Raw genomic sequence first — 23702 nt, 5'->3', positions numbered from 1 at the left:
CTACTGCCGCAAATAATCCCTATTTTGCTTTACCAATTCAAATTTATGAGATTGATAAGCCTTTTGGTGGCAGCTTTAGCCGTTTGTATTTTGTTTGATTCCTGTAAGCAAAGGGAAGCTAAAATCGAGTCCGGTTACAAAGGCTGGACAACTTATGCAGGCTCAAAGGACGGGGCGCGATACTCCACCAGCGAGGTGATTACTTTAGCAAATGTGGCTAACCTAAAACAGGCCTGGGTATATAGTTCTAACGATAAAGATACCGCCGGGCGCACCCAAAACCAGTGCAACCCAATTATGATTGATGGGATGCTGTATGGGTCTACCCCTAAACTGAAGTTGTTTTCATTAAATGCGGCCACCGGCAAACAGAACTGGCTGTTCGACCCTGCATCAGTAGATACCGTTGGGCGCAACCAGCCTATGGCTTATTACAAAGTGAACAGGGGCGTGGTTTACTGGCAGGATGCAGATGGCAACAATCGGCGCGTTTTTTATAACGTAGGCAGCAAAGTTTATTGCATAGATGTAGTAAACGGTAAGCCTGTAAGCAATTTTGGCGATGGCGGCTACCTGGATATGACCGAAAATGTGGGCCGCGAGATCCACTCCTTCGTTGCATCAACCACGCCGGGGATCATTTACAAGGACGTGCTGATAATGGGTGTGCGCGTTGCCGAAAGCGAGGACGCCGCACCGGCACCTATCCGCGCGTATGATGCGCTTACCGGGAAGTTGCTATGGAGTTTTAATACGATACCGCATCCCGGCGAAAAGGGTTATGAGACCTGGGAAAATAAAGACGCCTGGAAACACCTGGGCGGTGCGAATAACTGGGCGGGGATGTCATTAGATGAGCGGCGAGGTATTGTTTACATTCCTACCGGATCAATTGGCGGTGATTTTTATGGCGGCAACCGCAAGGGGCAAAACCTGTACGCTAACTCGCTGATCGCGTTGAATGCCGCGACGGGGAAGTACATCTGGCATTTTCAGTTTGTGCATCACGACCTTTGGGACCGCGACTTGCCCGCCAATCCTAACCTGGTAACCATTGTTCATAATGGCAAAATGGTAGATATAGTAGCGCAGATAACCAAACACGGCTATATTTTTATGTTCGACAGGGTAACGGGCGTGCCGATATTCCCTATCAATGAAAAGGGTGTGCCCACCAACGGACTGCCTGGTGAGCAGCCCTGGCCGACACAGCCTATACCTTCCCTGCCCAAACCCTTTGCCCGGCAAAAGTTCGCACCTGAAGATGTTACCGACCTATCACCCGAAACGAATAAAGATATGATGGAAAAATATCTCCGGGTAAAAAACAGGGTCATGTTCGCTCCGCCGAGTAAAGAAGGCGGGTGGATCTTCCCCGGCTTTGACGGTGGCGGCGAATGGGGCGGTGCAGCGGTAGATCAGCAAACTAAAATTATGTACATCAACAGCAGCGAACTGCCCTGGGCCCAGGTAATGATCGATGTACCTAAAACCAACAGTAACGACCATAGCCTGGCTGGCGCGGGCAGTGCGATTTACAACCAACGCTGTATTGCCTGCCACGGTGCCGACCTGAAAGGCAACGGCTTTACTATCCCGTCGCTGGTTAAATTGGAGAAAAAATATAACGAATTGCAAGTCAAAAGCATCATCGACAACGGGCGTAATATGATGCCATCGTTTAAGGCGCTGCCTGATGGTGAGAAAAAAGCACTGCTTACTTTCCTGCTTAAAATCCCCGAAAAGGAAGCGGTTGGCCCAACAGTACGGGTAGGTGCACAACCGGCAGAGAAACCGGATCAGGCAGGTTTGCTGCAAGCCCCTTATACCATGGCCGGTTACAACCGTTTTGTTGATAAAGATGGATACCCCGGCATTAAACCGCCCTGGGGGACGCTTAACGCCGTTGATCTGACATCGGGCAAGTTATTATGGAAGGTTCCCTTAGGCGAATTTGCAGCGCTGACTAAAAAAGGTATCCCCATTACAGGTACAGAAAATTATGGCGGCCCGCTGGTAACTAAGGGTGGGTTAGTGTTTATTGCTGCCACTAAGGACGAAAAGATCCGCGCATTTGATAAAAAAACAGGAAAAGTAGTTTGGGAAGCCAAGCTCCCTGCGGCCGGCTATGCCACACCTGCCTGCTACGAAATTGACGGCAGGCAATATATTGTTATAGCCTGCGGAGGTGGTAAAATAGGCAGCCCGTCAGGCGATAGTTATGTGGCGTTCTCGTTTTAAATAGGGTTTTTATAAGATGTAGATCTGATCTTACGATCAGGCCGCTTGGCTGTCACTTTGGTAGATTGTAACCGTGTTAGAAATTAAACAGCCTGCCAATCGGCCGCATTGCCTGCAAGTAGCTCACTGAACTTACTGCCCGCCGTAGTATCAAGATAGGGGTAAACCACCTTGCTTAAGTAAAGCCCTTGCGGGTAGGCGGGTTTGATGACCTGTGTTTTCTTAGGATGGACTAAGTGCGATTCAAACTCCTCAACGCTTAATTTGCCGGTGGCTATGTCAATAAGTTTACCGGTAATAATGCGCACCATTTTACCCAAAAAGCGATTGGCCGAAATATGGAACCTGATCCTGCCAGTTATTGCATCGGTGTAAATATTGGCTGCGGTAACGTTACATATCGTATGGGTATTACGATCGGGCATGGTGCAAAAAGCGTGATAGTCGTTGTACTTTAAAAGCAGCTGAGCGGCTCGTTGCATGGCGTTAAGATCCCAATTCTTGACTGGATACATCGCACTGAAACCACTTAAAAAAGGGTCCTTATCAGTATGAATAAAATAATCATAACTACGGGCAGTGGCATCAAACCGCGCGTGGGCGCCTGCGGCTACCGGTATAATGTCAAATACCGCAATGTCATCGGGCAGTACATTATTGAGGCGAAAAAGCAAGTCGAAATCCCAACTTTGCTCTATATCCGCCTGGAAGAAAAACTGGCTGGCATGTACCTGTGCATCCGTACGGCCACAGCCCACAATGTATACGGGACTTTTAAAGATTTTGCTTAGGGCACTCTCTAACACCTGCTGCACACTTAAACCATCCGGATGTTTTTGCCATCCGCTGTAGTTAGTGCCCAGGTAACCGATATGGAAAAAGTAACGCAATTAGGTTTGATTAATTTGAAGCAGCCTAAATACTTATTCGGCCTCCTGGTCTTCGTTTGTATTTGGAGCTTGTTTCATGTTAGCTTTAAGCATTACCCGTCCTTTTTTTGTGAGCGTACACGCCGGCGAGCGGTCTTTTTCGGCACCTTTAGCAACATCTATGAGGTTGTAGCCACGTAAGCTTTGCAAATCATCTTTGCTCATATTTATTGCCATACCTTTTTCGGCAATTACTTTAAGGGCGGCCACTACTTCGTCATGTTTCATCCGTCAAACTTTTATAAACGCGAAAATACCAAATAATTAGCAAAGCCTTGTTGCGTGTAGGCTTACTACTTAATCAAATATAAACATCGTGGCCAATATTAATGCGTACTCTTCAAAGCCCAGTAAACCAATACGGGTTGAAACAGCAGTCGCACAAATCTTTTCTTATCGGTATTTAAGCCAAAGGCACTTCGGCGCTGGGTATATTGGGATATATTACCGGGGAATATGGCTGCGAAAAATGTAGCGGCTACTTTCCCTATGGTTTTTTCATGCTTTTTTGGGGTGAGTACCAAAGTGGTGCCTAAGGCTATTTCGGCAAAGCCCGAGTACAATACGGTATCATCTTTCTTGAGCGGAACCCAATCCGGTACCTGTGCCTTAAAGTCTTTTCTGGCGAATGTTAAATGGCTTACGCCTGCAAATATCAAATTGGCCCCTAACAGGATGCGTGCTGCCTTTTTTATCTGTTCCTCTTTCATAAACGATACCTTGCAATTACTATTCCAATACCGGGGGGATGGCCGGTTGCCAAACAAAAAAGCCGCTCTTGTCCAGAGCGGCTTCTTACCAATATTATTAAGTTTTTATTTAGCAAAAACCTCTGCCAAAAACAGATTCATATATTCCCATGAGCGGCGTGCAGCTTTTTCATTGTATGCAGCACCTTTAGAATTGTCGTTACCGGCTTCAACCTGGGTAAAGGCGTGTACAGCGTTTGCAAAGTATACCATTTGCCAATCGGCTTTGCCTTCGCGCATTTCCTGCTGAAATTTTTTGATCTCTGCTTCCGACTCATAAGGGTCATCAGCGCCATGCAGTACCAGCACCTTTGTAGTGATGGGTATATTGGGGCGGGTTTCGGCCTTGCCCAAACCGCCATGGAAAGATACAACTCCTTTTACCGGCATGCCCGCGCGGGCAGCTTCAATGGCACCTGTGCCGCCAAAGCAATAACCAATAACGGCAATGCGTGCAGGATCTGCCCCTTGTTTAATCAATTCGGCAATTGCTGCCTTGATCCTTGATTGGTAAACCTCAAAATTTGTTTTATAATAGCCTGCCTTCTCGCCGGCTTCTTTCATGTCTTTAGGTGTCATTCCGGTTCCGTACACATCAGCTGCCAGGGCGTGGTAGCCAAGTGCTGCAAGTTTTGTGGCCGACGTTTTCTCGTGGGCCGTTAAACCCATCCATTGGTGAAGCACCACTACGCCGGGTGCCTTAGCCGCACCGCTCGTTTTTGCCTTTACAAAATAACCGGTAAGCTTAGTGGCCCCGTCGGTATAGTTTACGTTGGTTCCTTGCGCTAAAGCGATACCGGGCATGATCATTACGATCATGATTATCATTAATAGATTTTGTTTCATAGTTCGTTATTATGGGTTTGTTTTTTGTTACTGCAAAGTAGCAATGCTTTAATGTAAAAATACGACAAATGTTTGCTTTGATTATTTATTCCTTAATGATGATAAATAAATAATTTTCCTTTTTTTGGTGCTGTTTATATTTGTGCAACTTTTTTATTACAAACGCTAAACAAAATGCATTTTATTTTATTAAATAGGCGATGAAAAAGAAACACCTACCCGGAACGCTTACGCCGTGGCAAAGACTCGTGCGTATTTTACATAACGAACGTATCACTATCAATTACATCTTTATTTATGCTGTTCTCATCGGGCTCATCGGCCTGTCGTTACCCCTTGGTATAACAGCAGTTTTCAATTTGCTGTCTAACGGGGCTATGTATAGTTCAACCTATATCCTTATTGCAGTTATCCTGATCGGGATCATTGTAGGCGGCGTACTACTTATTGGCCAGCTCACTTTGGTAGAGGTGCTGGAGCAAAAAATATTTATCAAAGCATCTATAGAGTTTGCCTACAGGCTGCCACGGATAAAAAAGGAAGAGCTGGATGGAGAGAACCCGCCGGAGCTGGTTAACCGTTTTTTTGATGTGTTAACTATACAAAAAGGCCTAACCAAATTATTGGTTGATATATCGGCAGCCGGTGTCCAGATTTTTTTCAGTGCTATCCTGCTGTCCTTTTACCATCCCGTTTTTATAGGGTTCGGGCTTTTTACCATTTTAAGTATCGTAGCTGTTATTGCCATTTATTACAAACGTGGTGTTGATACCAGCATTGAAGAATCTGAATATAAATACCAGGTGGTTGCCTATCTGGAAAGTGTGGCCGCCAACCTGGATGAGTATCGCGGGCAGCCGGATAAACTCAACAGTGTTACACACCAAACAGATAAGATAACAGCCAAGTACATTGAAGCACGCAACGATCACTTTAGCATTTTGAAAAAGCTTTTCGCCAGTGCTATAGTACTCCGTACCATTTTGATGGGGGCGCTGTTATTATTAGGATCTTACTTTGTGGTTAACCGTCAAATGACATTCGGCCAGTTTGTTGCAGCCGAGGTAATCATTGTACAGATCAGCTACGCGGTAGAAAAATTAATGACCAATCTGAATACGGTATTTGATATGGTAACCGGCAGCGAAAAGCTTGCAGTGGTAACCGATTTGGAAATGGAGGAAGGAGAGTTAAGCCATGGTTAGTGAATCGAGTAAGTTTTTAGAGCGAAAGGTGGAAGAAGCCTCACCGTTATCCAGGGCGAAATTAATGCTGGAGAAAGGGCCAAAGCTTTTAGGTCGGATAATGATATTATTATTGATACTGTTTATCATTATATTGATGCTGCCCTGGCGGCAAACAATAGCAGGCCGTGGTACCGTAACCGCCTTACGGCCCGAAGACAGGGCCCAAACCGTGCAAAACCAGATTGGCGGCCGGATAGAAAAATGGGCCGTGCGCGAAGGGCAAGAGGTAAAAAAAGGAGATACGATATTGGTGCTATCAGAAACCAATCAGTCTTATTTCAATCCCGAACTGACCGACAGGCTGGATGAGCAACTGAATGCTAAACGAGGAAGTGAAGTAGCTGCAGAACAAAAAATTTTAGCGACGGATGCGCAGATAATTGCGCTGACCAACGGCCTTAGGATACAGCTTTCTGCCGCAGAGAATAAAGTAAAGCAGGCCCGCAACTATTTGCAAATAGACAGTGCCGACCTGGTAGCTGTCCGCAACTTTTACGAAACAAGCAAATCGCGCCTGGTGCGGTATGAATCAGGTTACAAAAATGGCTTGTTCTCATTAACAGACATAGAAACCCGCAGGCTGAAGTTGCAGGAAGACCGCGCTAAAGTAGTAGCACAGGAAAATAAGCTGAACAACGCCCGGCAGGAGCTTTTAAATTCAAGAATAGAGCTGGACAATATCCGGGCAAAATATCAGCAATCGTTAGCTTCGGCACAAGGCAGCCGTAGTTCTGCTGTATCTGATAAAGCGAAGGTGCGTGAGGAAATAGCCAAGTTGCGGAATGAGATGTCCAACGTAGACATCCGCCGCGGGTTATATGTTGTACGCGCGCCTCAAACCGGTTACGTTGTAAAAACATTAAAGGCAGGTATTGGAGAGAATATCAAAGAAGGCGAATCTGTTGCAACCCTTCAGCCTAAGTCACCGTTGGTAGCTGCCGAGATCTATGTAGATGCTATGGATGTGCCTTTGATATTGGATAGCAGCAACGTAAGGCTCCAGTTTGAGGGTTGGCCGTCTGTCCAGTTCTCCGGTTGGCCGTCGGTAGCGGTAGGTACGTTCGCTGGTAAGGTATCGGTAATTGACAGGGTGAGCACCGGCGATAAGTACAGGTTGCTCATACGCCAGGACCACCCGCTGCCCGAAAATGACGAGCCCTGGCCTAATCAGTTAAGGCAGGGGTCGGGCGTGTATGGTCGGGTTATTTTACGCTCGGTACCGGTTTGGTATGAAATATGGCGTAAGTTAAACGGTTTCCCGCCAAGCCTGGAGAAAGAGCCTGCTACAGCCGCCACAAATAAAAAGTAATTAAAATCAAACGTTTTTTAGATAATGTACACTAAAACTTACCGGCAATATCTTACCTGTTGTTTGATAATGGTAATGTTGTTGTGCTTTGTAGTTAGAGCTACAGCCCAGCAGATCAGGCAGACCGATGCCGACACAAAAAGGATATTTACGCTGAAAGACCTGGAAGAAAGGGTGCTGATGTACCATCCGATAGTGAAGCAGGCTGAGTTGCTTAGCCAGGAAGCAAGGGCTAAGGTTATGCAATCATTGGGTGGTTTTGATCCGGCGATAAAGGCATCTTTCGGCAGGAAAACTTTTGGCGGTACGGATTATTATAATCATTGGGATAGCGAACTTAAGGTTCCACTCTGGCTGGCGGGTGCTGATTTGAAAGTAGGCTATGACCGCAATGTGGGTATTTACAATAACCCCGAAACCCGTACAGCCTTGTCTGGATTATCGGGTATTGGCTTAAACATCCCGCTTGGGCAGGGGTTGATAATAGATGCACGCCGGAATACGTTGCGCCAGGCAAAAATAATGGTGAATTATGCCGAAGCTCAAAAAATAGCGCAGATAAATAAAATTTGGTTTACAGCGGTAAAGGATTATTGGAACTGGTACTACGCTTACCGGCAGTATGTCCTGATAAGAGATGGTGTAGACCTTGCTCAAACGCGTTTTGTTGCCTTGCGTAACCAGGTATTGATTGGCGATAAACCCCCAATCGATTCGGTAGAGGCTGCAATTACGATGCAGGACAGGCAAGTACAGTTACAATCTGCCGGTGTGGAATTGCAGAACGCGCGGCTGGTGATGTCAAACCACTTATGGAGTAAGGACGGAGAGCCACAGGAACTGCCCGAAACTGCCATGCCACAGGCTGATAATAAAGTTATGTTAACTGTAAACAGGGGGGCGTTAGATACCCTTGCCGGCTACGCAGCTGACAGGCACCCAGATTTACTTAAGCTGCGAAGCGAGGGTAGCCGATTAAACCTTGAACGTGCGTACCGTGCTGAATTGTTGAAACCAAAGTTAAATATCAACGGATCGTTCCTTTCCAACCGGCGCGATTTTGGGTCATATGTGCCAGACACCTATGATTTTAGGCCGGGCAATTACAAAGTGGGTATTGATTTTTCCTTTCCGCTTTTTTTGAGGGCCGAGCGTGGTAAGTTAAGAGAAGTTAAAATTCAACAATTGGAATTAGAATACGATGTAAAGCAAACCGGGCGTGAAATACAAACGGGTATCAGCTCATCTTACAACGAATTGAAGGCTTATGAAGCGAAAGTGTTATTGCAGACTAAAAGCGTTATCAACCAACAGGTATTAGTGAAGGGCGAATTGCAAAAATTCGAACTGGGCGAAAGTACTTTATTTTTGATCAATAGCAGGGAAACAAAACTGATAGACATGCAGATCAAAAAGGCCGAAATGATAGCGGGGATGCAAAAGTCGTTAGCTGATCTTTACTACAAGGCTGGTACGCGGGTTACGGCTGTTAATTAGTGAGTGAAAATACATAAGAAAAGCCGATTGTTAGGGGTGTCTGGTTGTAAAATTGCTCCCGTCTTGAAAATTCGAAATATCAGGTACATAACTTCAAACAAGCAGTTATCCGTTATCATATCATAAACGGCCAAAAGATTGGCGAGTGGATAGCTTGTTTAACATCGCTTTGCTCGCAGTACAAGCTTAACCCAATACAAAAAAACAATAGTGCGAGTGAATGCCCGTTTGGCGGCGACTGTATGCATAGCCCCAAAATTTAGTTTTCCTGCCTACTTTATATTGGTATCATTATAGGTTAATAGCCGCAAAGGAAATGTAATTTTACTCCAAGTTAGTGTTACTTCAAAAAATGCTTGTTGTTCATGAATACCCAGGAAATTATATCCATAACCATTGTATTAGCAGCGTTATTTGCATACATCAACCACCGCATTATTAAATGGCCGCCCACCATTGGCATCATGGCATTATCGCTTATCTGCTCTGTGATTTTGGTGGCTCTTGGTAATTCAAAGTCTTTGTTATCTGAAAAAGCCATCGAGTTAGCCAATTCGGTAGATTTTCAGGATGTGTTGATGAATTTTATGCTTAGTTTTTTGCTTTTTGCCGGGGCTATCCATATAGATGCAGGGAAATTGAAGGCCGAACGCTGGCCAGTTTTGCTCTTGGCTACTATTGGTATATTGGTTTCTACATGCCTGGTTGGGGGCATGACTTGGCTCTTATTTAAGTTTTTTGGCGTGCCCATACCATTTATTTATTGCCTGTTGTTCGGCTCGCTAATTTCTCCGACAGACCCAATTGCCGTTATGGGTATCCTAAAACAAGCAAATATCCCGGAATCTTTGGAGGTTAAGATTGCCGGAGAGTCGTTATTTAACGATGGTATAGCGGTAGTAATATTTATCAGCATAGCGCAGATAGCACGTTCGCCCGATGGGGCCTTTTCTATCGCAGCAATAGGTACGCTTTTTTTCCAGGAAGCTATTGGTGGCCTCGCATTTGGTGCAGCTCTTGGCTATGTAGGCTTTTTAGCCTTACGATCAATAAACGATTATAAGGTGGAGGTATTGATAACACTGGCTATAGTAATGGGGGGTTATACACTCGCGTCGCACCTGCATGTTTCCGGGCCATTAGCAATGGTTGTTGCGGGTATTATTACAGGGAATAAAGCAAGAGAAGGAGGCATGTCTGCCGAAACGCGTGATTACCTGGGTAAGTTTTGGCACTTGGTTGATGAGATACTTAATGCTGTGCTGTTTCTTTTCATAGGGCTGGAAATGCTCATCATCAAGATCAACACAACAGTAATGATTATAGGAGTGATCTCTATACTCATCGTAATACTGGCACGATGGATCTCTGTTATATTGCCGGTTTTACTATTGCGTTATAAGATCAAGTTTGAGAACAATGCCATAGCAATATTAACCTGGGGTGGTTTGCGGGGAGGTATTTCAGTCGCGCTGGCCCTCTCTTTAAGTACGGATATGCACCGTGACGAGCTTGTACTGATCACCTACATCATCGTTGTATTTTCGATACTCGTGCAGGGGTTAACTATTGGGAAACTTGTAAAAAAACTCCAGGGTAAAAACGCAGTAGTAAACCACAAATCATTGAGTAATTTGTTTGAAATAGATATGCCCTCATAAATTAAGATGAAAAAACTAATTGTATTCGATCTGGATGGAACACTTGCAGAAAGCAAAGCAGCAATTGATAAAGAAATGGGCCTGTTGTTTCATGATCTGTTGCGGGTTGCACACGTTGCCATCATCTCTGGCGGTGCCTGGCCGCAGTTCGAAAAACAGGTCATAGCTCACCTGCCCAAGGGCAGCGACTTATCTAAACTATCTATTTTACCAACCTGCGGTACCAAATTCTACACCTATAAGAACGGTGAGTGGCAAAAGCTTTATGCTGAAAACTTCACCGATGAACAAAAGCAAAAAATAGAAGATTCGTTAAAAACAGCCGTCGAAAAATCTGGTTTTAAGGCAGAAAAAATATGGGGCACGCAGATAGAAGACCGGGATAGCCAGATCACATTTTCTGCTCTTGGCCAAAAGGCCCCGCTTAAGCCCAAAAAGGCCTGGGATCCGGATTTTAAAAAGCGGAAAAAGATAAAGACATTATTAGAGAAAATGATCCCGGAGTTTGCGATTAACCTGGGTGGTGCTACCTCTATTGACATCACCAAACCGGGTATCGATAAAGCATACGGGATGCATAAACTGGAAGAAGTGCTGAAGATCAAAATAGAGCAAATGCTTTTTATAGGCGATGCGCTTTTTGAAGGTGGTAATGATTATCCGGCCAAAACAACAGGTGCAGATTGTATCCAGGTGCGCGACCCTGAGGACACCAAACTTATTATTGAGACGATTATTACCTGCCAGAAATAAGATTAGACCATTGCAATTAAAAAGGCCGGGAACCATGTTATAAAAGATTAGACGGGTAATATGTTTTAGATTGGTTTTTTAGAGTGAGGGTTGACACTGCGGATATAATGCAGCGTAAATAAAAAAAGCCATCAGTGGATGACTGATGACTTTCTTTTAAGTAGCGGGGAGCAGGATCGAACTGCCGACCTTAGGGTTATGAATCCTACGCTCTAACCATCTGAGCTACCCCGCCGGATATATTATTGATGGCACCTTAAAAAGGTTTGCAAATATAGCAGAAATTCGTTTTCTTTAGAAAAAATGTTAACATTTACACCCTAATGGCTTTTGAACGTCAAAACCTATATGTCCGAAAAGAAGAAATTTACTATTGAGTACGAAATAAAATCCTCACCCAGAATACTTTATACATTCCTTAACGAAGCTAATGGATTGGCGCAATGGTTTGCTGATGATGTGAATGTAAAGGACCAGATATACACTTTTACGTGGGATGGCGAAAAGCAGAATGCCAAATTGGTAGCCATAAAGGAGAATAAACTGGTACGTTTTAAGTGGATTGACGACGAGCCCCAGTGCTATTTTGAGATGGAAATTGTGCAGGACGAGCTGACTAACGATGTAGCCCTGAGCATTACCGATTTCGCGACGGAGGATACCATTGCCGAGCGCCGGCTGATATGGGATAACCAGGTAGATTACCTGATAAGCACCCTGGGCGCCTAAATATTAATTTCTGTATTTTTGTATCAGCTAATTGCTTAAACGGCTTACAATTATTTGCCTGCTGAACCGTTTGGTCCCTGTATACAAATTTCCCTGATGAAAAAAATACATCTTTTACTGCTCAAGTCATTTATAAGGCCTTTTATAGTCACCTTATTGATTGTGATGTTTGTGCTGCTGATGCTATTTCTTTTCAAATATATCGATGACCTGATAGGCAAAGGGTTTGAGTGGTACATTATTTTAGAATTGATGTTGTACAACTCGGCAACTAATCTGGCCATGGCCTTGCCATTATCTGTGTTGTTATCCTCAATCATGACCTATGGCAGCCTGGGCGAAAATTACGAGCTGGTGGCCATCAAATCGGCTGGGATCTCGCTGCGCCGGGCTATGTACCCTATGATGGTTGTAGTTTTTGTGATCAGCGTGGCCGCCTTTGTGTTTTCTGATTACATGCTGCCGGTAGCCAACCTCAAATATTATTCACTGCTTTACGATGCCCGCAAGCAAAAATCGGCCGATCTAATCCCCGAGAATATTTTCAGCAGCCGTTTCCCGGGTACCACTATCCGTGTAAAGCGTAAAGACCCGGACGGGCAAACCCTGCATGATATAATGATCTATCAGCGCGGCGCTATCGATATCAATCACATTGTAACCTTCGCTAAATCGGGTATGATGTATCGTACTAAAGACGATTTGTTTTTAATACTGAAATTAAAGGATGGCGTGCGTTACGAAGAAACCCCCGGCGATGTAAATTACGAGCAGCGCCGCCGGCTTACCCGTTTCCGCTTCAAGGAAACCGAGCAGCGGTTTGATTTGTCGGCATTTAAGATGACCCGTACGAATGAAAGCGAGTTCAGGCAGGCATCCATGATGATGAACCTGAAGCAATTGCAGCATTACATAGATTCGGCAAACAAAAATGTAGATAGTAACGCCAGTGTTAATTACAGGCTTATTGTACCCAGCATTAAGTATTTTACCATCCCCAAAATATCTAAAACTGTTAAAAAGCTTATTCCGGCAGATAGCGTGTTGCTGCATAGTGTAAACGAAAAGATAAATGCTTACAACAATGCCGCGAGTGAAGTAAGGCAGGTGCAGGATGCCTTAAAGCTCCGCATAGATAATTATAAAGAAACCACCAAAAGTGTGCGCAGGTATGTTATGGAGTACCAACGGAAATTTACACTTTCAGCAGGTTGTATCGTTTTATTTTTGATAGGGGCACCGCTCGGGGCAATTATCCGTAAAGGCGGTTTGGGCCTGCCGGTGGTGGTTTCTGTGATCTTCTTTTTGATCTATTATATCATCGGCACTATAGGCGAAAAATCGGCTAAAGAGGGCGACTTGTCGCCTATTATTGGCGCGTGGATAGGCATTGTGGTTTTATTCCCAATCGGCCTGTTTCTTTCTTATAAAGCTGCAACAGACTCCGCCTTATTTGATATGGAACTGTATAAACGATTCTTTAAACGCCTTAAGCTGCCTAAGCGTAATCCCACGGTGTAGTTTTACAAATTGCCGACCTTTATCAATTAATTATGCTTTACTTTTGCGCTATATTGGCAAATAGCTACATAACAGCAGTAATTGCCGGTGTCATAAATTTTTAAAGCAATGCTTAACACCATCCCGGAAGCAATTGAAGCTATAAAAGCAGGTAAAACCATTATTGTTGTTGACGATGAAGATCGTGAGAATGAGGGTGACTTTTTAACCGCTGCACGTAACGCCACGCCAGAAACCATCAATTTTATGGTTCGCCATGGCCGTGGTTTGGTTTGCACACCAATTACAAAAAGGCGCGCGCAAGAATTAGATCTGGAGCTGATGGTAAGCAAGAATACCACCTCGCATGAGACAAATTTTACGGTATCTATAGATCTGCTGGGAAACGGCTGTACTACCGGTATATCTGCAACAGACCGCTCTAAAACTACCCTTGCCTTAATTGACCCGGCTACTAAGCCAGAAGATTTGGGCCGCCCTGGCCATATATTCCCGTTAATTGGTAAAGATGGGGGCGTATTAAGACGGTCGGGCCACACCGAGGCTGCTATAGACCTATCGGTGTTAGCCGGTTTTGAACCTGCCGGGGTTATCTGCGAAATAATGAAGGAGGATGGCGATATGGCCCGCCTGCCTGAATTGTTGGTTATGGCCAAAGAATTTGACCTGAAAATCATATCTATTAAAGACCTTATCGCGTATCGTTTAGATACCGAATCGTTGGTTAAAAAGGAAGTATCAGTTAAAATGCCTACCGAGTGGGGCGATTTTGATATGATAGCATATACGCAGTTAGATACCGGCGAAAACCATTTAGCCCTTGTAAAAGGGGAGTGGGCACCCGGCGAGCCTGTTTTGGTGCGCGTACACAGCTCATGTGTAACCGGCGATATCTTTGGATCTTGCCGTTGCGATTGCGGGCCACAGTTGCACAAAGCAATGGAGATCATCAGTAAAGAAGGTAAAGGCGTTATTGTTTATATGAACCAGGAAGGCCGCGGTATTGGCCTGGTAAACAAGTTAAAGGCCTATCATCTGCAAGAAAACGGCCTGGATACTGTTGAAGCCAACGTTAAATTGGGTTTCCAGATAGACCAGCGTGATTATGGTATTGGCGCGCAAATTCTGCGCAGCCTGGGCATTTCAAAAATGCGCTTGTTAACTAATAACCCTAAAAAACGCGCCGGGCTTATCGGCTATGGTTTAGAGGTTGTCGAGAACATGCCGATAGAGATCGCATCTAACCCACATAACGAGGCTTACCTGCGTACTAAAAGGGATAAGATGGATCACGCTATTATGCGCGAGCATTAATTAAGTTAGTTAATTTTCCAGCTTTTCGTCTTCGGTATCATCGCCGCCTCCGCGTGTGCTGCCCCCCGATACTACTGGTGTATTTGTTGCCGGTGGGTTAGGCAATGGTTTTACAGGTGCTTTAGTGCGCCTGCCTTGCCTGAATATGTTGCGGATAAATTCGCTGAACGTATCAAAATCGCGCTGATACACCAAACCAATTCCATTTACATATTGTACACCCAGGTTATCGTTTATGGTATTAAGGGTGGTACTGTTTAACGCCCTATAAGAATATCTTGCGCGCAGGTTGCCATCCTTACGGATCAGGTATTGCACTTCTACATCCTTGGTAAGCGTCCTAAAATCTGTGGTAAGCAAGCTTTGGCTATTGTTGAAAATATCACTGGTGCCTGTGTTGGAATACACATTGCCGTTGAATAGTAATCTATCACCAAAAAAACGCAGGCCCAGACTGGCATCGTTAAAAGACCTGATGTTAATGTCGAAATTTTTAAGATTTGACTGCGAAATAAAGTTGTTAAGCTTATTAAAAGCAAATTCGCTTACTGCATCGCGCGCGGTTCCAAGTACCTGGTTAGTTAAATTGCTGCCCGTACCCGATGCAAAACTGCGCCGTACAATGATGCTTAAGGCTTGTTGGCTCCGGTTATTATTGTCAGACAAGTAAGTGGTAAGGTCATCTTTAATGGCAGGCTCCACCGGGAAATTAAAATTGAAATCAATGTTAGGTTGTAACAGCGATTTAGTGATCAGCAATTCGGCCTGTACCAATACTTGTTTGGGCCCAAACGGTGATTGCAGGCCCGCAGCAGTGTACAACGGCGCAATATTGGTGCGCACTTCATATAATGCCTTTAGGTTAATCTCTGCATTAGACGGGTTACCCGTCCAGCGGATGGTGCCGCCCTGGCTTACCGTAAAGTTTTTGCTTATAAAGTCTTTCGCAGTAAATTCAAACTTGCCCGATGTGATGGTAAAATCGCCGAACATTTCAAAATCGCCCAGGCTGTTAATATTTAGTTTTAGGTTCCTGGCCTGGCCACTGCCTTCCAATATACCGTAGTCGGTAGCTATTCGTACTACAGTTTTCTCATCAACTGTAAGGTCAAAATTAAGGGTAATGCCATTAAATGATTTTACTTTATCCACCACCTTCATCGTGGTATCATTATGGTTTACAAAACGTATAAAGTCGTAATCAACAGCGGTGATGGAGGTATTTAACGGGATATTAAAAATGGTCCCTTCCTGGGTACTCGCCTTAATATCTATCTTCATATTGTCTATAGGCCCGGTAAAGCTAAATTTACCTGTGCCATAAGCAACTCCGTAGTATATATGGTTATCTTTAAATGTGGTATTAAGCGCAAGTAGGTTATCAGCATCGAGTGAAATATTAAGCGTTGGGTTGGCCAGGTTATTCAAGTCTACCGTTCCGTTTGCCTCGCCCTTACCGCCCTTATAGTCCTTTAACACCATCTTATCAATTTTTATTACGCTGTTAGCCACGTTCAGCTTGTCGTTAACGGTATAAGCTGTTTTAAGGTAGTTAACCGTAAGGCCGGTGTTATTTAAAGAAAGATCGCCATTTAAGGCGGGGCTTGATGGGTTGCCGGTGAGTTTGAGATTGGCCGATAGCGTACCCTTTACGTTTGATACCAGGTTTTTGATAAATGGTTCAAATATAATGGCCTCGGTTTTATCCATCTTTACATCAAAGTCAAGGTTGTCACTTGTGCCCTTTTTGCCAATGGCGTATATGCCGGCAATATTCATGGTTTCTAAACCACGGTTGGTTATATTCAGGTTTACTTTTGCTGCTTCGCGTGCGTTATCAAGTGTCGATTTTATCTTAACATCACCTACCAGGGTTTTATTCATCATTAATGAATCGATCCCTAAGTTGGCGTCAACCCCCGGCGATTTGATGATCGAGGTGAGTTTTACCTCGCCATTTAACGCACCGTTTAATAACACGCCAGATGATTTGGTGAGCTGGTTTAAGGTAGCCATGCTGAATTTTTCGAAATTAATCTTCAGCTCGTCAGTTGGGTTATCAGATATAAAGCCGTTGATGCGTACTTTCTGTTTCCCGTTAGAAAGTTCGAAACCCGAAACCTGCGTTTTACCATCCAACAAACGGATGCGTACCTGATCTTGAATTTTCCACTTTTCGCGTTCCAGCACAACATCAGAGGGTAACAGTTTAAGTTTCGCCGTTGTATCGCGCCCAAATTCAACCAGGCCGTAAAGGTCTAACTGGTTTGCCGCGTCTTTATCAGATAATTTGATGTTAAAGTTGAGGCTGTCTTTTTTCAGGAAATTAGTTACGTTGATGTTTTTGATAAACAAGCTATCTGTAAGATCAACTTTGCTCAAGGATACGTTCAGTCCCAGGAAATCGTCATTAGTGCTTTCATCAATAATAAAATCATGAAACACTATCTTTCCCAGTTTAATGGTTTTAATATATCCGTTTAGCGTAGCCGTTTTATCTGTTGAGTTAAACTTGCCCACAAACGTACCCTGCTCCGGTATTTTCAGGTCGGGCATAAAAATGGCCGTCAGGGGGTCGAGGTTTTTGAGGGTAAGTGTAAAATCGAAGTTCTGCGGCTTAGGTTTTACGATATCCGTTTTTAACGAGGGGATATACTGTTTTGCTATAGTTTTATAATACGATGGTAACGTGCCCAGGTCAAAAGTACCTTTAATGCTTCCATCAGCCACGTCAGATTTTAAGGCGATGATCCTTTCGGCACCTTTACCACTTGCCATAACAGATAGGGTATCTACTACATAATCGTTTCGCGGGTCAATTATGCGGATCCCTGTAAGCAGGATGTTGCCGTCCAGGTTCTCCAGGCTATTACCCGAAAACCTGGTGCGGATATTAGTATTAAAGGTAATAGTGTCTTTTATAAGCTTTAACTTATTTAACCTTGCGGCATTAACTGTACCCGTAAAATCATAAACAGGTAAGGTAGGGTTCAGATTTACGCTGCCTGCAAAGTTCAGTTTAAGGTTTTTATCGTTCACATTAATTTTGCCCGTAACAACTTTGTTCACAAAGCTTCCGCTGGTTACCAAATTGGTATAGTTATATCCTTTAAAACCGATGTAGGCAATTTTTGCGTCGCCCTTTGCATTTAAGGTTTTTAGGTCATCACCGCGCCCGGTAACATTAGCGCTTAAGGTAGTGCGGCCAATGGTTTTATCACCTAGCAAAGTGCCCAGGTCAAAATTTGATGTTTGGACTTTGCCGCTGTAGCTAGGCACGCCTGCTTTGTTAATTTTTAAATTAATATCCGGGTCAAACCTGCCCAGATTAGTTTTAAATGTACCAAAAGCTACAAAATCGTTTTGCAGGCCGGTAAACCTTCCGTTAAAATTGATGTTGCCAAACTTGGCCACAATTGCCGGCACATGCTGATTGGCTTTGCCTGTAAAATGACTATATAAGTAATCAAGGTCTTTTTTATTCGTGGCTATCTGGTCGAACTTTAACTGCAGGAACGTATTCTCCCAATCGGGCAGGCCGGTTAAATGGAAATCACCCTTTATAAAGGTAGCTTGGGCAGCAGTTACGGTAAGATTTGTAGCCCGCAGGTTGTTTACCAATCCGCGAATACGGCCATCAACACCAAGCTCGAAGTTGATTTTACCCAATGATGGAGTGAAATAGGCTATATCCTTTGAGGATAAATGCGACTGCATAAAATCGCCATCCATCATTACCTTGTTTTCGACATCGCTAAAATCGCTGAATGATTTGAACTTCATCCGGAAGTAATTGCGAAGGCTGGAGTTCGGCGTAAGGATATTAAGGTTTTGCAGCAATACCTGGTTGGTATCAATGGTAGCATTTGCATTAAAGTTGCGCACAAAAAAACCGCTTTTCTCGTGCAGCGTAAGGCCGCCGATCCGTGCCTTAAACAAGTGATTTTTTAAATCCATGTTCCGCACTATGGTGCTGAAATGGTTTACATCTATGTCATCGAAATTAACCCCGCTTACTGCCTCATTACGAAGGCTATTTTTATATTTAAAATGAAAATTATTGACCGCTATTTTTTGGAACGTAAGTGTCCATGGCTGGCTTTTCTTTTTAGTGGTATCACCAGAGTTGAAGTAATTGAGAACAAAATCAAGATTGGTAGTGCTATCCTTTAATTTTTTAAGATAAAATGATCCGTTATCCAATTGGATGGATTCGAAATTGATCGTCTTTTTTTTGATGCTGTTGAATACAGAAAAGCCACTCAGCTCTACCGCGAGTTTGGGAGTGCTTAATAGCGTGTCCTGCTGCTTATCTAAAATATAAAGCCCCTCTAATACAACCGATGAAAACGGAACCACTTTAAGCCGCTTAACATCAACTTTGGTGTTAAGCTCTTTGGACAGATATGCCGTTGCTTTTTTTGCCGCCCAGGTTTGCACGGGCTCATACTGTATAAGCACTAAAACCACGCTCACCAGCAACAAAATTATCAGTACGACACCTAACGCTATTTTGAGTAGTTTTTTAATAACTTTGTAGTTAATTAAGAATTCAAAGGTAAAAATTCAAAAACGCACTAAGTGTTTTACTTTCTGAATTTATTTATAAATTTCACTCAAAAGCAAAGTCTTTTTTTTTTGACTTTAAACTTTTGACTTTTGACTTGAATAGTGCCTGTAATATTAGCTATCGAATCCTCATGTGATGAAACATCAGCCTCAGTTTGCGTTGATGGTGAAATATTGAGCAATGTTATTGCCAATCAAACCATTCACGAAGCATACGGCGGTGTTGTGCCCGAGCTTGCCTCAAGGGTTCATCAGCAAAACATTGTTCCGGCTGTACAACAAGCATTATTGAACGCAAAAGTAAGCAAAAATGATATTGATGCGGTAGCTTTTACACGCGGACCGGGACTTTTGGGCTCTTTATTGGTTGGCGTATCCTTTGCTAAGGCATTTGCGCTGGCCCGCAACCTGCCGCTAATAGATATAAACCATATGCAGGCGCATATTCTGGCGCATTTTATCGGCCCAAAAAAGCCGACGTTTCCGTTTATATGTCTTACCGTATCGGGCGGGCATACGCAAATTGTGTTGGTTAAAGATTATTTTGAGATGGAGGTGATAGGCCAAACGCTTGATGACGCTGCCGGCGAGGCGATGGACAAAACCAGCAAGATATTAGGCTTGCCTTACCCCGGCGGCCCGCTGATTGATAAAAACGCCCGCAACGGTAACCCCAACGCCTATAAGTTCCCCGAGCCGCAGATACCGGGTTTTGACTTTAGCTTTAGTGGTGTTAAAACTGCTATACTTTATTTTATAAGGGATAATGTTAGGGCTAACCCAAACTTTATAGCCGAAAATATAGCTGATATTTGCGCGTCGGTAGAGCATAGGATCGCTACTATATTGCTAAATAAATTAATGCGTGCGGCCGATGAGTATGGAATTAAGGATATTGCTTTGGCAGGAGGGGTATCAGCCAATACAGGGTTGCGAGAGGGATTGACCAAACTGGGTGCCGAAAAAGGTTGGAATGTTTTTATCCCTAAATTTGAATATTGTACGGATAACGCGGCTATGATTGCCATTGCCGGATACTATAAATTTTTAAAAGGCGAATTTGCCGGGCAGGAAATTACACCGTTGGCAAGGATGCCGATGTAATAATTATAATAAGCGAGTTAGTGATTAACTGCCCGATTTGTTTAAATCAACTATTCAATAAATCAATAGATGAATATCCCTTCACTTATATTTTGGACTGTCTTTGTATTGCCGCTGGTTGTGTTTTTGGTTTGGGTGATGCGCCAGGATAAACGTAAAGGCGTTACCGGCCTTATTGTTTTGGCTATAATGGTGGTAGGCTGTATTGCCTATATGTACTGGAAAACCGGCGGTAAATAAAAAAGCCATAGTTCGAAAATTGGTTTTGTTAAATATTTACACCGAGAATTGAGGATAATAACTCTTTGAATTTACTATATTCAGAGTTGTTTATTTCAGATATTTTATCTAAATGAAAGAAGTGACTGGTAGTAGGTGATTCTGATTTTAATAGCGAATAATCAATCTCGACACTAATGATTGTCATAAATTCGAAGTAGCCTCGTTGACGAGCCTTTTGATGGCTTTTTTCGGCCTCTCCTATCCTGTTATGAATATTAGAATAGTCTTTACCTCCTTTGATTTCAATTGAAATTAGCCCTCTGAAACCACTTGTTAATTTTTCTATTATTTCTATATCTGGATCAGCAGAGAATTTAATTTCAACAATTCTACCAGAGTTGTTTTTTATTTCAATACTGGCTGGTGTTGATGACAGTATATATTGTTTAACAAGATCCTTAATAAGGTTAAATGTTTTTTGGGTGGCAATCTGTCCATATTCATTATTCATTGATCCTCTTAGTTGCGGACCAACTGTTAACAGTTGAAGTTCTGCCAACGTAAAACGATTAAAATCTCCCAATTGAGATATTAAAGATTCGGCTGTGCTAATTAAGCTTATACAAAATCCTTCCAAATTAACTGATGCTATTCTTGAGATTTTCCCTTTCTCTTCCATCGACCTGAACGCACCGAACGGCCCTTTTGTGTAAAATTCTTTTTGAGAAAATCCTAATAACAATCGATAGTAACCGACAAGAAACGGATTGTTATACAATAAATGCGGGGTAGGAAAAATAATTTCTCCCCGTAAGGATAACGAAGCTAATTGTCGTAGTGAATTTTCATTAACGTACTTGTTAAGGTCAAAATCAATATCAGAAATTTTTATTGTTTTAACCGTCTTACTAAGTGCTTCATGAAAATACAGTTCCTTTATTGCTTTCAATCTATAGTGAAAGCCAGCCTGCAAATCTGCAGATAACACTGGGTACAAAACATTACTTGGCATCAATTCTTTTGTTTGCAATGTCAATATAATCTTGTTTAAGTTCTATTCCATGAAAATTTCGGTTTAATTTATTGCAAACTACACCAACAGTGCCCGCCCCAAAAAAGGGATCGATTACAAAATCGTTTTCTCTTGCAGAAGCTTTAATTATTGGTTTGATCAATTCTTCAGGAAAAGTAGCAAAATGGGCTTCTGGCAAAGGTTCCGTATTTACTTGCCAAACAGTTCTTTTATTTCGTGTTTTGCCTATCTCAGCCGCGGGCTCTTTTATACTTTCATAGTCGTAATAATAATCTTCTGACTTAGAGAATAAAAAAATGTATTCGTGGGACTGTGTAGGTCGATCTTTAACAGATTCCGGCTGGCAATTGGGTTTATACCAAATGATATCTGAACGTAAATACCAACCGTCAGCTTGCAAAGCAAATGCTAACTTCCAAGGAATGCCAATTAAATCTTTTGGCTTTAACCCAATTGGTGTCCGTGGCCTATAAGACATTTCACGAGCAGGGTTTTTTTTATCTTCAGATCGCCAAGATCTATTGCCACTCGTATAAGAATCGCCGACATTTAGCCATAGGGTGCCATCTGACTTTAATTTTGTTTTAAGAGTACCAAAAATTTTGACTAAGTTTTCTATATATTCAGTTAGGTTTTCCTCTGCTCCAATTTGCTCATTGTAGCCATAATCTCTCTTTCCCCAATAAGGAGGACTTGTGATGCACGATGAGTAAAAATTATTTGGTAGGTCTTTAACAACATCTCTCGTATCACCATGTAATATTTGGGATTTTAACCAACCTTTTGATTCTATTTTGTTGGAAATTATTAATTCTTCCGTGTCAAGCATCTATTTAATATTAACTAAGCAAATTTAAGTATGATTAAAGTATATCGCTAATGTTTAAAGCGATTGTACAAAAAAAGCCTTCTTAGAAGAAGGCTTTCAATATTTAATAACAGCAATCTATGCTTCGGCTAAAGCCTCACCGGTAACGGTTGCTTTGATCTTAGCTTCCAGTTCCTCCATTAATTCAGGGTTATCCAATATCAATTGTTTAACAGCATCGCGGCCTTGGCCCAGGCGGGTTTCGCCATAGCTGAACCATGAACCTGCCTTTTTGATGATGTTGTATTCTACACCCAGGTCAATGATCTCGCCTGCCTTAGAGATACCTTCGCCAAACATAATATCAAACTCGGCTATCCGGAACGGAGGTGCAACCTTGTTTTTCACTATCTTCACCTTAACACGGTTACCTGATACTTCGTCGGTATCTTTGATCTGTGAAATACGGCGTACATCTAAACGTACCGACGCATAGAATTTTAAAGCGTTACCACCGGTTGTAGTTTCCGGGTTACCGAACATCACACCAATTTTATCGCGCAACTGGTTAATGAAAATACAGCAGCAACCAGTTTTGCTGATAGTACCGGTTAGCTTACGTAATGCCTGCGACATTAAACGGGCGTGTAAACCCATTTTAGAATCGCCCATTTCGCCTTCTATCTCGGCCTTTGGCACCAACGCCGCAACAGAGTCAATAACTAATATATCAATAGCGCCTGAACGGATCAGGTTATCGGCAATTTCTAAAGCCTGCTCACCATTGTCTGGCTGAGAGATCAAAAGGTTCTCCACATCTACCCCTAATTTCTTGGCGTAAAAACGGTCAAACGCGTGCTCTGCATCGATAAAGGCAGCAATACCACCTTTCTTTTGTGACTCGGCAATGGCATGTATAGCCAGGGTAGTTTTACCAGAAGATTCCGGGCCGTAGATCTCAATCACCCTGCCTTTAGGCAAACCGCCAACACCTAACGCAATATCAAGGCCTAACGAACCTGTTGATATCACCTCAGTAGGCTCGATATTGGAATCGCCCAATTTCATAATAGTACCTTTTCCGTATGATTTTTCCAGCTTGTCAAGGGTAAGCTGCAATGCCTTTAATTTGTCTGTATTGCTCATCTGAAATTTTTGTGAAACAAATAT

General features: G+C 43.1%; 19 protein-coding genes and 1 tRNA gene. 11 read left to right on the top strand and 9 right to left on the bottom strand.

Annotated features, from left to right (window positions below; genetic code table 11):
* Nucleotides 1–45: 45 nt before the first annotated feature.
* Nucleotides 46–2241, top strand: a complete 2196-nt coding sequence (locus tag IDJ76_RS06795; RefSeq protein ID WP_191162060.1) for an outer membrane protein assembly factor BamB family protein — start codon at nt 46–48, stop codon at nt 2239–2241.
* Between the two features lie 83 nt (nt 2242–2324).
* On the opposite strand, the gene truA is transcribed toward IDJ76_RS06795, so the two are convergent.
* From truA to IDJ76_RS06775, 4 genes are all read right to left on the bottom strand, one after another.
* Nucleotides 2325–3131 carry a tRNA pseudouridine(38-40) synthase TruA gene (gene truA, locus IDJ76_RS06790; RefSeq protein ID WP_191162058.1) on the bottom strand — a complete coding sequence of 269 codons (807 nt, stop codon included), beginning with the start codon at nt 3129–3131 and terminating at the stop codon, nt 2325–2327.
* Nucleotides 3132–3164: 33 nt separating this feature from the next.
* Nucleotides 3165–3398 (bottom strand): hypothetical protein, encoded by a 234-nt coding sequence (locus IDJ76_RS06785; RefSeq protein WP_191162056.1) that lies wholly within the window; start codon nt 3396–3398, stop codon nt 3165–3167.
* 98 nt (nt 3399–3496) lie between these two features.
* Entirely contained in the window at nt 3497–3880 is a 384-nt protein-coding gene (locus tag IDJ76_RS06780; protein ID WP_191162054.1) for a DoxX family protein, read from the bottom strand.
* 105 nt (nt 3881–3985) lie between these two features.
* Entirely contained in the window at nt 3986–4765 is a 780-nt protein-coding gene (locus IDJ76_RS06775) for a dienelactone hydrolase family protein (RefSeq protein ID WP_191162052.1), read from the bottom strand.
* Between the two features lie 200 nt (nt 4766–4965).
* Here IDJ76_RS06775 and IDJ76_RS06770 point away from each other — a divergent pair, with 200 nt between their 5' ends.
* From IDJ76_RS06770 to IDJ76_RS06750, 5 genes are all read left to right on the top strand, one after another.
* Entirely contained in the window at nt 4966–5970 is a 1005-nt protein-coding gene (locus IDJ76_RS06770) for an ABC transporter ATP-binding protein (RefSeq protein ID WP_191162050.1), read from the top strand.
* Nucleotides 5963–7321: an HlyD family secretion protein gene (locus IDJ76_RS06765; RefSeq protein WP_191162049.1), complete on the top strand. Its 1359-nt coding sequence runs from the start codon at nt 5963–5965 to the stop codon at nt 7319–7321. Before IDJ76_RS06770 ends, IDJ76_RS06765 begins: the two co-directional genes overlap by 8 nt.
* Before the next feature lie 24 nt (nt 7322–7345).
* The gene (locus IDJ76_RS06760) at nt 7346–8818 is read left to right on the top strand and encodes a TolC family protein (protein WP_191162047.1); all 1473 of its coding nucleotides are present in this window, start codon (nt 7346–7348) and stop codon (nt 8816–8818) included.
* Between the two features lie 365 nt (nt 8819–9183).
* Nucleotides 9184–10479: a cation:proton antiporter gene (locus IDJ76_RS06755; RefSeq protein WP_191162045.1), complete on the top strand. Its 1296-nt coding sequence runs from the start codon at nt 9184–9186 to the stop codon at nt 10477–10479.
* Between the two features lie 6 nt (nt 10480–10485).
* A complete protein-coding gene (locus IDJ76_RS06750; protein ID WP_191162043.1) occupies nt 10486–11232 on the top strand; it encodes an HAD-IIB family hydrolase in 747 nt (248 codons plus the stop codon).
* A 161-nt stretch (nt 11233–11393) separates the two neighbouring features.
* On the opposite strand, the gene IDJ76_RS06745 is transcribed toward IDJ76_RS06750, so the two are convergent.
* Nucleotides 11394–11467, bottom strand: a tRNA-Met gene (locus IDJ76_RS06745).
* 113 nt (nt 11468–11580) lie between these two features.
* Here IDJ76_RS06745 and IDJ76_RS06740 point away from each other — a divergent pair.
* The 3 genes from IDJ76_RS06740 to IDJ76_RS06730 all read left to right on the top strand — a co-directional run bounded on the left by IDJ76_RS06740 (nt 11581) and on the right by IDJ76_RS06730 (nt 14796).
* On the top strand, nt 11581–11961 hold the full coding sequence (locus IDJ76_RS06740) for an START-like domain-containing protein (protein WP_191162041.1): 381 nt from the start codon (nt 11581–11583) through the stop codon (nt 11959–11961).
* A 96-nt stretch (nt 11962–12057) separates the two neighbouring features.
* Nucleotides 12058–13482, top strand: coding sequence for an LptF/LptG family permease (locus IDJ76_RS06735; protein WP_191162039.1), 1425 nt, complete (start codon nt 12058–12060; stop codon nt 13480–13482).
* Between the two features lie 108 nt (nt 13483–13590).
* Nucleotides 13591–14796, top strand: coding sequence for a bifunctional 3,4-dihydroxy-2-butanone-4-phosphate synthase/GTP cyclohydrolase II (locus tag IDJ76_RS06730; RefSeq protein ID WP_191162037.1), 1206 nt, complete (start codon nt 13591–13593; stop codon nt 14794–14796).
* A gap of 9 nt (nt 14797–14805) precedes the next feature.
* On the opposite strand, the gene IDJ76_RS21120 is transcribed toward IDJ76_RS06730, so the two are convergent.
* A complete protein-coding gene (locus tag IDJ76_RS21120) occupies nt 14806–19272 on the bottom strand; it encodes a translocation/assembly module TamB domain-containing protein (RefSeq protein WP_191162035.1) in 4467 nt (1488 codons plus the stop codon).
* Between the two features lie 195 nt (nt 19273–19467).
* Between IDJ76_RS21120 and tsaD the strand changes: the two genes are divergently transcribed.
* Nucleotides 19468–20469 carry a tRNA (adenosine(37)-N6)-threonylcarbamoyltransferase complex transferase subunit TsaD gene (tsaD, locus tag IDJ76_RS06720; protein WP_191162033.1) on the top strand — a complete coding sequence of 334 codons (1002 nt, stop codon included), beginning with the start codon at nt 19468–19470 and terminating at the stop codon, nt 20467–20469.
* A 69-nt stretch (nt 20470–20538) separates the two neighbouring features.
* Nucleotides 20539–20709 (top strand): hypothetical protein, encoded by a 171-nt coding sequence (locus tag IDJ76_RS06715; RefSeq protein WP_191162031.1) that lies wholly within the window; start codon nt 20539–20541, stop codon nt 20707–20709.
* A gap of 28 nt (nt 20710–20737) precedes the next feature.
* Here IDJ76_RS06715 and IDJ76_RS06710 read toward each other — a convergent pair whose 3' ends face one another.
* From IDJ76_RS06710 to recA, 3 genes are all read right to left on the bottom strand, one after another.
* Complete coding sequence (locus tag IDJ76_RS06710; protein WP_224746219.1) at nt 20738–21721, bottom strand: XcyI family restriction endonuclease; 984 nt, start codon at nt 21719–21721, stop codon at nt 20738–20740.
* Nucleotides 21693–22553: a DNA-methyltransferase gene (locus IDJ76_RS06705; protein ID WP_191162027.1), complete on the bottom strand. Its 861-nt coding sequence runs from the start codon at nt 22551–22553 to the stop codon at nt 21693–21695. The genes IDJ76_RS06710 and IDJ76_RS06705 overlap by 29 nt, the downstream gene beginning before the upstream one ends.
* A gap of 117 nt (nt 22554–22670) precedes the next feature.
* Nucleotides 22671–23678, bottom strand: a complete 1008-nt coding sequence (gene recA, locus IDJ76_RS06700) for a recombinase RecA (RefSeq protein WP_191162025.1) — start codon at nt 23676–23678, stop codon at nt 22671–22673.
* Between the last annotated feature and the right edge of the window lie 24 nt (nt 23679–23702).

Origin of the sequence: Mucilaginibacter glaciei, assembly GCF_014773245.1 — a bacterium.
Classification (GTDB): domain Bacteria; phylum Bacteroidota; class Bacteroidia; order Sphingobacteriales; family Sphingobacteriaceae; genus Mucilaginibacter; species Mucilaginibacter glaciei.
This window is presented reverse-complemented; position numbering and strand designations above follow the sequence as displayed.